Annotated in this window: 1 protein-coding gene; it reads right to left on the bottom strand. The window is 73.8% G+C overall.

What is annotated here, in order from left to right; all coding sequences use genetic code 11:
- A partial coding sequence (gene murD / locus HMPREF3105_RS00975) for a Mur ligase family protein (protein ID WP_246830299.1) occupies positions 1–692 on the bottom strand: 692 nt, incomplete at both ends.

Here is a 692-nt window from a genome sequence, read left to right as displayed (position 1 = left end):
CGGCGGCCGCGTTGGCCACGGTGTGGCGCGGCGCCACCGGGCCCAGGTCGGCGCGCTCGGCCAGGGCGATCGCCTCGTGGCGCCGGTTGTCCAGGAACGCACGGTCCACGAGGATCCCGTCCACGACGCCGATGTCGGACAGGCCCGGGGTGTCCGTGGTGAAGCCGATCGCGCGGCAGCCCTCCTGGACGTCCGCGCGCTCCACGAGGGTGCGGGTCAGCGGGTCCTGCTCGTTGAACACGCAGGCCACCCGCGTGTTCGCATACACCTTGCCCTTGGCGGCGGCGTACTCCTCCATCGAGCCGTGCCAGTCCACGTGGTCCTCGGCCAGGTTCAGCACCGCAGACGACGCCGGGGCCAGGCCGTGCGTCCAGTGCAGCTGGAAGCTGGAGAGCTCGAGGGCGAGCACGTCGAAGCCCTGCGGGTCGCGGATCGCGTCGAGCACGGGGGTGCCGACGTTGCCGCAGGCCACCGCCCGGCGCCCGTCGGCCCGCAGGATGGCCTCGACCATCGTCACGGTCGTCGTCTTGCCGTTCGTGCCCGTCAGGCACACCCAGTCGGCGGTCTTCCGGCCGGCGCGCTCGCGCAGCCGCCAGGCGAGTTCGACGTCGGACCAGATCGGCAGGCCCGCCGCGTGGGCGGCCATCAGCAGCGGCTGGTCCGGCCGCCAGCCCGGGGAGGTCACGACGAGG

The organism is Micrococcus sp. HMSC31B01, from assembly GCF_001816085.1.
Taxonomy (GTDB): Bacteria; Actinomycetota; Actinomycetes; order Actinomycetales; family Micrococcaceae; genus Micrococcus; species Micrococcus luteus.
Note: the sequence above shows the minus strand (reverse complement) of the source record. Positions and strands in the feature narration are given on the sequence as shown.